Source organism: Streptomyces graminilatus, assembly GCF_001418565.1.
GTDB classification, from domain to species: Bacteria; Actinomycetota; Actinomycetes; order Streptomycetales; family Streptomycetaceae; genus Streptomyces; species Streptomyces graminilatus.
The window spans coordinates 1-9,631 of record NZ_LIQQ01000128.1 but is presented as its reverse complement, the minus strand read 5'-3'; the positions used below and the strand labels follow the sequence as shown (position 1 = coordinate 9,631).

Genomic DNA, 9,631 nt, shown 5'->3' with positions numbered 1-9,631 from the left:
AGGATGTTGAGCGGCGGCGGTTCCGTGGGCGTCAGCCCTGAGGGACGGGTTAGCGGGGGGTTGGGCACCCGGCGCTGGTGTGGGCCTCCCCGGGGGCTGCCGCCCCCAGACCCCCGCTGTCGGCCTGAACGGCCTCGTCCTCAATCGCCGGACGGGCTGACTACCCAGCCCGTCCGGCGTTTGAGGACGAGCGCGTTCAGCGCGAAGCGGGGGTTCGGGGGCGGCAGCCCCCGAGGCGGACGGGAACGGGTAGGGGCGGCGGGGGCGAGAAAAACATCGCCCCGCTCTTGTCCGACCCCCCGCCAGCGGCAACCATGGCCACCCCCGCCTATTTGACGCACCGTCAGATACGAGGAAAGGGACGCGCCCATGACCTACGGCATGCAACTCCCCATCCAGTCCCAGTCCACCCTCTACACCGAACCCTGGGAAACCTCGGCCACCCCCGCCGACCTCGTCGCCATAGCCCGCGCAGCGGACCGCGCCGGCTTCGCGTACCTCGCGACCTGCGACCACATCGCCATCCCCCGCCGCCTCGCCCCCGCGATGAGCACCGTCTGGTACGACCCGGTAGCCACCCTCTCCCACCTCGCCGCCGTCACGGAACACACCCGGCTCCTCAGCCATGTGGCCGTCGTCGGCCTGCGCCACCCCCTCATCACCGCCAAGCAGTACGCCACCCTCGACCACCTCTCCGGCGGGCGCCTGATCCTCGGGGTCGGCGCAGGCCACGTACAGGAGGAGTTCGTCGCTCTGGGGGCCGACTTCGAGCACCGGGGTGCCGTACTCGACGAGAGCATCGACGCGTTGCGCGCCGCGCTCGGCCCGGACGAATTCCCGGAGCACCACGGCAAGTTGTACGACTTCGAGGGGCTCGGACAGCGTCCACGGCCGGCCCAGGAACACGTACCCCTCTGGGTCGGCGGGTCGTCGCCCGCCGCCGTACGCCGGGCCGCGCTCAAGGGCGACGGCTGGCTGCCGCAGGGCGACCCGCGCGACCGTCTCCCGGACCAGATCGCGCGGATCCGGCGGCTGCGCGAAGAGGCCGCCGTCCAGGGGCCGTTCACCGTCGGCGCCATCACCGAACCGCTGTACGTGGGCGAGCCCGGGTGGGATGTCGGGCGGCGGACGGTCAGCGGGCCGCCGGAGGCCCTCGCCGAGACGCTACGGGCCTACGGCGCGATGGGCGTGGACCAGATCCAGGTGCGCTTCCGCAGCCGGAGTCTCACCGAACTCACCGACCAGATCCAGGCTTTCGGGGAGGACGTGGGCCCACTGCTGTAGAGCGGAAAGGGAGGGGGAGCGAAGGCGGTCCGGGGCGGCGGCTTTCCTGGATCCCTTTGAACCTTTGAACATGTCCATGCTTGGGCGCGTACGTAGGTACGTACGGACGTACGGACCTCATCGCTCCGCGGGAAGGACAGGCACGGTGCGCGCTCTCCGGCTCGTCGACCACCCCTCGCCCAGGGTGTCCGTCGCCCTGGCCTGCGCCGAGGGAGAGTGGCCGCACGAGGGGTGGCCGCAGCACGACGATCCCCATATCGGGCGGGCGTTGCGCGTGGACCCGCCCTACTGCGAGCTGCGGGCGGAAGGTGTCGTGGACGTCGTCGTCCTGCGCTGCGAGGAGCCGGCGACCGAGTTTCCGGTGCTGCTCCGGGCGATGGGAACCGCGAGAGTTCCGGTGATCGTCATCAGCCCCCGGCGGGACACCGAGACCGTGGTGGAGGTGTTCCGGGGCGGGGCCGGTTATCTCGTCGAGGGCGACTACTGCACGTCCACGCTGGCCTCGGCGGTGATGGCGGCCACGGTCGGGCACACCTACCTCTCGCCGATGGCGTGCGCGGCCCTCCGGGAAGGGGTCCAGCGGGCGTCCGGAGCGGGCGGCAAGGAGGATGTCCCGGTCGCCGGGGCGGCGAGGGAGCGGCTGCGGAGCCTGCTCTCGCCGCGCGAGCGCCAGATCATGGAGCTGCTGTCGACCGGCCTCGGCGCCCAGGAGATCGGGCTGCGGCTGACGCTGAGCGAGAAGACCGTCCGCAACAACCTCAGCAACATCTACGCCAAGCTCAACGCGCGGGGCAGTACGGACGCGGTGCTGCGCTGGCTGGGGGCGACTCCGGCTGTTCGCATGTGAGAACCTGTGCGAACCCGTGCGAACAGCCGGTGCCGCCGTATTCGCTGACGACCGTGGCGAATTCCGCTACGACGCCGCGATCTACGACGTCGCGATCTAGGACGTCGCGATCTAGGACGTCGCGATCTACGACGTCGCTATCTCCGATGCCGGGATCTCCACGTCCGTGGTGTTCTGGCCGGCCTCGCCGAATCCAGGTTCCGCCCGGAGGCTGTTGCCCGACTTCAGAATGCCGTTGGCTTCCGGAGTTCCGCACTTCACGTTGCGCAGCCACAGCCGGCCGTCCGGCGTCCCGTTCTTGAGGAGTTGCGGATAGAAGACGTGGACGGTCGTGGCGCCCTCGCTCGGCGCGAAGAACACCTTCTGGCCGTCCTGCTCCTCCTTGTACGTCGCGCGCAGGAATCCGCTCACGTCGGTGCGCTTGGCCGACCACATGAAGAAGGCGATGCTGTCCGCCTGCACGGTGTCGGTACGGCTGAGTTCCAGGCCGGTCGTCTTGTCGTCCGTCGTGATGTTCGTTTCCGAGGTGTTGAAACTGAGGCCGACCTCAAGGAAGGAGCCGGCCAGTTTCGAGTCGGCGGAGGCGGTGAAACCGTCCTCCAGTTGAACGGACCGGCTGACGGTCGTGGCCACCTTGAAGGTTTTCGAGGCGGTGCTGGTCGATCCGCAGTTGTCGGTGACCGCGGAAACCCTTTCATTGGCGCCGAGGCTGTTCCGCTTGTTCTGGACCGGGACGAAATCGCAGTCGTCGAGTTTGTCCGAGTTCGAGGCGCAGTCCGAGGTCACCTCGGAGGGCGTGGCGGCACCCGCCTGGGCCATCAGCGGGATGGCCACCGCGAGGGCCGCCACGGGGGCCAGGGCGAGGGTGATGCGCTTCTTCTTGCTCCGGTGGCTGTTGGCGCGGCTGGTACGGCTCATGAGGTTCTCCTGGGGGGATTGGGCGATTGACCTGCGGTGGTCTCACTCTGACCGGCTTGATCGGAGTGGATCCGACTGCTCGATGGCTGGCGGGGGAGCATCAGCAGTCCTCCACGACCGCCTTGGAGGTGCCGTCCACGAGACCCGGGGTGCCGGCGGCGCCAGCCAGGATGACGGGACCCTCGACGACGTCGGGCGCGACGAGGTTCTGCTCGGGGGAGGGGTTCACGGCGAAGCTCCCGGGATTGGCGTTCACGCGTACCCGCCATTCGCCGGTCATCCGCTGCATCTTCGGCGTGAATTCCATGTGGAGCACCTTGCCGACCGGCACCTCGCGCTCTTCGGTGTCGCCCGCCGAGGCGGAATTCGTGGTCATGTTCAGGGTGCCCTTGTGCTTGAGCCAGGAGCCGCCGATCGCTCCGAAGAGACTTCCGCCACCACCCTGCTGGGTCGCGACGTACTTGCCCTGTCCCTGGGAGGCACTAGCCGACCAGGTGATGGAGACCTTGGACGGTTCGGTGGCGTTCGGCTCACAGTTCGGGAAGTCGATGGACGACTTCTCGGTCGGCCCGTCGAATGTCTCGAACTTCGTCTCGACGAAATCACAGTTGTCGGACTCGAAGCCGTCCCCCAGGGTGCCGCCGAAATCCTCCGTGTTCTGCTGTTTTCCGTTGAGCACCTTGGACCGTTCGCACATCCTCATGACCTGGTCGGGTGTCTTCGTCTCGGCGGCGTTCGCCGACGGAAGGAGGGCGATGATCGCGCCACCGGTCGCGAGCGCCGCCCCGACCGCCACGATCCGAACCTTCGTGTTCTTCAGTCGCCTCTTGGCCATGCCGTTCCGTCCTCGGGGTTCTCAGGGTTCTCAGGGTTCTCTGAGCCCTTGGGGATTGCTTTACTTCCGCGTGGGGAATTATTGGCGCCCCCGACGAGTTCGCGACAGGGTCAAATATCCCGACTCCAGAGTTTTTTCTGTGTGTGCTCCCGCACACCCAGCACATGTGAGGTAGGGGGCGCATCAGGTCTGACGGATCGTCAGATTCGGCAGTACGATGCCGGCATCCACCGATGTGAACGCTGCGAAGGGGTTCCGCATGGGCAAGCTCGACGGACGGGTCGTCATCGTCACCGGCGCGGCACGCGGTCAGGGGGAGCAGGAGGCCCGGCTCTTCGCGGCGGAGGGCGCGCGGGTGGTCGTGGCGGACGTGCTCGACGATCAAGGGGAGGCCCTGGCCAAGGAGTTGGGCGCCCTGTACGTCCATCTCGACGTGCGTGAGGAGTCGGGCTGGCAGGCCGCCGTCGCCGCCGCCCAGAAGGCCTACGGCCGGATCGACGGGCTGGTCAACAACGCCGGCATCCTCCGCTTCAACACCCTGCTCGACACTCCCCTCGACGAGTTCATGCAGGTCGTCCAGGTCAACCAGGTGGGCTGCTTCCTCGGGATCAGGACGGTCGCGCCGCACATCGCCGACGCAGGCGGCGGCACGATCGTCAACACCGCCTCGTACACCGGGGTCACCGGGATGGCGGCCGTCGGGGCGTACGCGGCGAGCAAGCACGCCATCGTGGGGCTCACCCGGGTCGCCGCGCTGGAACTGGCGCGGAAGAAGATCCGCGTCAACGCCATGTGCCCGGGCGCGATCGACACCGCGATGTCCAACCCGGCGCTGCTCGACCCGAACGCGGACGTCGACGCGGAGAGTTCGGCGCGGGGCCTGGAGCGGATGTACCGCAAGCTCGTACCGCTGGGGCGGATAGGCAGGCCGGACGAGGTGGCGCGGCTCGCGCTGTTCCTCACCTCGGAGGACTCCTCGTACATCACCGGGCAGCCGTTCGTGATCGACGGGGGCTGGCTCGCCGGGGTCTCGGTCGTCTGACCGGCCCGATGACCGGCCCGATGACCGGCCCGATGACCGGCCCGATCGGCGTGGCTCGGTACCTGACTGACCGTCAGCTATTGACGGTGCAAGGGGCCGGTGGAACAGTCGTCCAAGAAATCTGACGCTACGTCAGAAACGTACGTCGGGCCACGTACGCCGGACCGCGTACGTCGGGAACGGTTACTGGGGACGGTGAACCTCCTTGGAATTCGGGCTCTTTGTACAGGGATACGTGGGCAAGCGGGCCGAGACCGATCCGCTCGCGGAGCACAAGGCGCTGATGGAGGAGACCGAGTACGTCATCCAGGCGGACAAGTCGAACTTCAAGTACGCCTGGGTGTCCGAGCACCACTTCCTGGAGGAGTACTCGCACATCTCGGCCAGTGACGTCTACCTCGGCTACCTCGCCCACGCCACCGAGCGCATCCACCTCGGCTCCGGCATCTTCAACCCGCTCGCCCCGGTCAACCACCCGGTGAAGGTCGCCGAGAAGGTCGCCATGCTCGACCATCTCACCGGCAACCGCTTCGAGTTCGGCTCCGGCCGGGGCGCCGGCTCCCACGAGATCCTCGGCTTCATGTCCGGCATCACCGACATGAACCACACGAAGGAGCTGTGGGAGGAGACGATCGCCGAGTTCCCGAAGATGTGGCTCCAGGACGAGTACGTCGGCTTCCAGGGCAAACACTGGTCGCTGCCGCCCCGCAAGGTCCTCCCCAAGCCGTACGGCCCCTCGCACCCCGCGATGTGGTACGCCGCCGGCTCGCCGCCCTCGTACGCCATGGCCGCCCGCAAGGGGCTCGGGGTGCTCGGCTTCAGCGTGCAGAAGGTCTCCGACATGGAGTGGGTGCTGGAGCAGTACAAGACGGCGATCGTGGACGCCGAGCCGGTCGGCGACTACGTCAACGACAACGTGATGGTGACGTCGACGGCGATCTGCGCGCCGACACACGCGGAGGCGGTACGGATCGCGGCGGGCGGTGGGCTGCACTACCTCCAGTCGCTGCTCTTCCGCTACCACGACACGTTCCCGCGTCCCGAGGGCTTCCCCGTGTGGCCGGAGACGCTGCCCGAGTTCAACGAGGAGATCATCGAACTCCTCATCGCCGAGGAGCTGTTGATCTGCGGCGACCCGGACGAGGTGCTGACGCAGTGCAAGCGGTGGGAGCAGGCGGGGGCGGATCAGCTGTCCTTCGGGATGCCGATCGGGATCTCCCGGGAGGACACGCTCCAGACGATCAGGCTGATCGGGGAGCACGTGATTCCGAAGATCGACACGGATCCGGTTCATCGGACTTCGCGGTTCCGGGGGACGGTCTGAGGGTGCGTTGGCGGGTGCGGGTGCGGGTGCGGGTTCGCTGTGGCTGGTCGCGCAGTTCCCCGCGCCCCTAAGGCGCGTGGTTCCCCGCGCCGGCCCCTGAAAGCCCGCACTTCCTCAGCGCCCCCAAAGACGCGCAGTTCCCCGCGCCCCCAAAAGGAGCGCGCAGTTCCCGCGCCCCAAAAGAGAGGAGTTCGGCCTTGCTTGACCATCTGATCAAGGGAGTCATGGTCGTCGACGGGACCGGGGCGCCCGGGTACGTCGCTGATGTGGGGCTGCGGGACGGGCGTATCGCCGTCATCGGCAGTGAGGTGACCGAGGAGGCACGGACGAGTGAGGACGCGTCCGGACTGGTCCTGGCCCCCGGGTTCGTCGACCCGCACACGCACTACGACGCCCAGCTCTTCTGGGACCCGTACGCGACCCCCTCCCTCAACCATGGAGTCACGACGATCGCCGCCGGCAACTGCGGCTTCACGCTTGCCCCGTTGAACCCCGACCGGCCCGACGACGCCGACTACACGCGGCGGATGATGTCCAAGGTCGAGGGGATGTCCCTGGTCGCGCTGGAGGAAGGGGCGCCCTGGAGCTGGAGCGGCTTCGGGGAGTACCTGGACGCGCTGGAGGGCCGCATCGCCGTCAACGCCGGTTTCATGGTGGGGCATTGCGCGCTGCGCCGGTACGTCATGGGCCCGGACGCGGTGGGCGGACAGCCGACGCAGCAGCAACTGGCCGCCATGCTGGGGCTGTTGCACGATGCCATGGATGCCGGTGCCTGGGGATTCTCCACCACGCAGTCGTCCTCGCACTCCGACGGGGACGGCAACCCGGTCGCCTCCCGGCACGCGCTCCCCGCCGAACTCATCGCCCTCTCGCGGGCGGTGGGCGAGCACGAGGGCACCCAGATCGAGGCGATCGTGGCCGGTTGCCTCGACCAGTTCAGCGACGCGGAGATCGACCTGTTCGTAGAGATGAGCGCGGCGGCGGGCCGACCTCTCAACTGGAACGTGCTCACGATCGACTCGGCCGTACCGGCCCGAGTGCCCCGCCAGCTTGAGGCAAGTGACCGCGCCCGCAAGGCGGGTGGCCGGATAGTCGCCCTCACCATGCCCATCCTCACGCCGATGAACATGTCCCTGGGCACCTTCTGCGCGCTGAACCTGATCCCCGGCTGGGGCCCGATCCTCGGCCTGCCGCGCGACGAGCGGATCGCGCGCCTCGGTGATCCCGCCGTCCGGACGGAGATGGTCCGCCTGTCGCAGCGCGAGGAGGTGGGCGTCTTCCGACGGCTGACGGACTTCGGCCGGTATGTCATCGGGGACACCTACAGCGCGGCGAACGAGGGCCTGACCGGGAGGGTGGTGGAGGACATCGCCGCCGAACGCGGCCAGGACCCCTTCACCTGCCTGGTCGAGATCTGCGTGGCCGACAACCTGCGTACGGTCCTGTGGCCCATGCCCACCGACAACGACCCGGCGTCCTGGGCACTGCGCGCCGAGACCTGGCGCCACGAGGACGTGCTGCTCGGCGGCTCCGACGCGGGCGCCCACCTGGACCGGATGTGCGGGGCCCCGTACACGACCCGGTTCATCGGTGACTGTCTGCGCGGCCGGAAACTGGTGCCGCTGGAGCGGGCGGTGCAGATGCTGACCGACGACCCGGCGCGACTGTTCGGCCTGCGCGAGCGGGGCCGTGTCCAGGAGGGCTTCCACGCGGACCTGGTCCTCTTCGACCCGGAGCGGATCGCCGCCGACAAGGCCACGCTGGTGCACGACCTGCCGGGCGGCAGCCCACGTCTCGACTCGAAGGCCATCGGCGTAACAGCCGTATGGGTGAACGGAGTTGAGGCGATCCGGGACGACTCGGTGACGGGCGCCGTACCGGGCAAGGTACTCCGTTCGGGCCGGGACACGGCGACGGTGAGCACCAAGTGACGGACGGACAACGGCTGTTCATCGGCGGTTCGTGGGTGGAGCCGGCCGACGGGCACTACGAGGTGATCGACCCGGCGACGGAGGACGTCGTCGGGTGGGCTCCGGAGGCCTCACGGGACCATGCGTACGCGGCCGCCACTGCCGCCCGCGAGGCCTTCGGCCCGTGGTCGCGCACGGCACCGGAGGAACGGGCCGCGGTACTGGCGCGGGCGGCGGACATCATCCAGGCCAACCTGGCGTCGTACGCCGCCCTCGCCCAGGCGGAGACCGGTGCGACGACGGGGACGGCGCGCGGGATGCAGGTGGGTGTGGGCGCGGCCCGTTTCCGCCGGTACGCGACGGTCGAGCCCGCCGAGTGGGCGATCCCGCCGCAGGTCAACGAGGGGGGCCCGTTCGGGAAGGCCGCGGTGATGGGCGCGCTGGCCATCCGCCAGCCGGTGGGCGTGGTCGCCTGCATCACCTCGTACAACAACCCGTGGGCCAACCCGGCGGGCAAGATCGCGCCCGCCCTGGCGATGGGCAACACGGTGGTGGTGAAGCCCGCTCCGCAGGATCCGTTGTCGGTGTACCGGATGGCGGAGGCCCTGGAGGAAGCGGGGGTGCCTCCGGGCGTGGTGAACGTGGTCAGCGGGACGCGGACCGAGGTGGGGGAGGCGGTCGTGGATTCCCCGGACGTCGACATGGTCAGCTTCACCGGCTCGACGGCGGTCGGGCAGCGGATCGCGGAGGTGTGCGGCCGGGGCATGAAACGCCAGTTGATGGAGCTGGGCGGAAAGGGCGCGGCCCTCGTCTTCGACGACGCGGACATCCGCTCGGCGGTCGCGGGCATCGGCACGACGTTCTCGTTCTACAGCGGCCAGATCTGCACGGCCCCGACGCGGGTACTGGCACAGCGTGGCGTGTACGGGAGGGTTGTGGAGCAACTCGCGTCGTACGCGGGCCACTTGCTGGTGGGTGATCCGCGAGCGGAGGGCACGGTGGTCGGCCCGGTGATCTCGGGGGCGCACCGGGGCCGGGTCGAGGCGTACGTCGAACTCGGCAGGAAGGAGGGCGCGGTGGTGGTGGCGGGCGGTGAACGCCCCCCGTACGAGCGGGGTTTCTACATCGCCCCCACCCTCCTGGCCGACTGCACGAACGACATGCGGGTGGCCCGGGAGGAGATCTTCGGTCCGGTGGTGACAGTCATCCCCTTCGACGACGAGGAAGAGGGCGTCGCGCTGGCCAACGACAGCGAGTACGGCCTCATCGACTACGTCTGGTCGGCGGACGTGGCCCGAGCCTTCCGGGTCGCGCGGCGACTGCGGGCGGGCGGGGTGGGCGTGAACACCGTCGGGCGGAACATGGAGGCACCGTTCGGCGGGTTCAAGCGGAGCGGGGTGGGGCGCGATGTGGGGTCGTACGCGCTGCACGCTTATGGGGAGGTGCAGGCGGTGGTGTGGGCGGGCTGACC

General features: G+C 69.0%; 8 protein-coding genes. 6 read left to right on the top strand and 2 right to left on the bottom strand.

Going from position 1 to position 9,631, the window contains the following annotated elements; genetic code table 11:
- Positions 1–369 precede the first annotated feature (369 nt).
- Positions 370–1,284 (top strand): LLM class F420-dependent oxidoreductase, encoded by a 915-nt coding sequence (locus tag AOK08_RS12485; protein ID WP_055525579.1) that lies wholly within the window; start codon positions 370–372, stop codon positions 1,282–1,284.
- Between the two features lie 70 nt (positions 1,285–1,354).
- Entirely contained in the window at positions 1,355–2,131 is a 777-nt protein-coding gene (locus AOK08_RS12480) for a LuxR C-terminal-related transcriptional regulator (protein ID WP_422125734.1), read from the top strand.
- A gap of 126 nt (positions 2,132–2,257) precedes the next feature.
- On the opposite strand, the gene AOK08_RS12475 is transcribed toward AOK08_RS12480, so the two are convergent.
- A complete protein-coding gene (locus tag AOK08_RS12475; RefSeq protein ID WP_055525578.1) occupies positions 2,258–3,049 on the bottom strand; it encodes a hypothetical protein in 792 nt (263 codons plus the stop codon).
- A gap of 100 nt (positions 3,050–3,149) precedes the next feature.
- Complete coding sequence (locus AOK08_RS12470; RefSeq protein ID WP_198539251.1) at positions 3,150–3,884, bottom strand: hypothetical protein; 735 nt, start codon at positions 3,882–3,884, stop codon at positions 3,150–3,152.
- A gap of 259 nt (positions 3,885–4,143) precedes the next feature.
- On the opposite strand from AOK08_RS12470, the gene AOK08_RS12465 reads away from it, so the two are divergent.
- The 4 genes from AOK08_RS12465 (at position 4,144) to AOK08_RS12450 (ending at position 9,629) form a co-directional block, all read left to right on the top strand.
- A complete protein-coding gene (locus AOK08_RS12465; protein WP_055525580.1) occupies positions 4,144–4,926 on the top strand; it encodes an SDR family NAD(P)-dependent oxidoreductase in 783 nt (260 codons plus the stop codon).
- Positions 4,927–5,131: 205 nt separating this feature from the next.
- Positions 5,132–6,250: an LLM class flavin-dependent oxidoreductase gene (locus AOK08_RS12460; RefSeq protein ID WP_079053989.1), complete on the top strand. Its 1,119-nt coding sequence runs from the start codon at positions 5,132–5,134 to the stop codon at positions 6,248–6,250.
- A 197-nt stretch (positions 6,251–6,447) separates the two neighbouring features.
- Positions 6,448–8,181 carry an N-acyl-D-amino-acid deacylase family protein gene (locus tag AOK08_RS12455; protein WP_055525576.1) on the top strand — a complete coding sequence of 578 codons (1,734 nt, stop codon included), beginning with the start codon at positions 6,448–6,450 and terminating at the stop codon, positions 8,179–8,181.
- Complete coding sequence (locus AOK08_RS12450) at positions 8,178–9,629, top strand: aldehyde dehydrogenase family protein (protein ID WP_055525575.1); 1,452 nt, start codon at positions 8,178–8,180, stop codon at positions 9,627–9,629. The genes AOK08_RS12455 and AOK08_RS12450 overlap by 4 nt, the downstream gene beginning before the upstream one ends.
- The last annotated feature ends 2 nt before the right edge of the window (positions 9,630–9,631 follow it).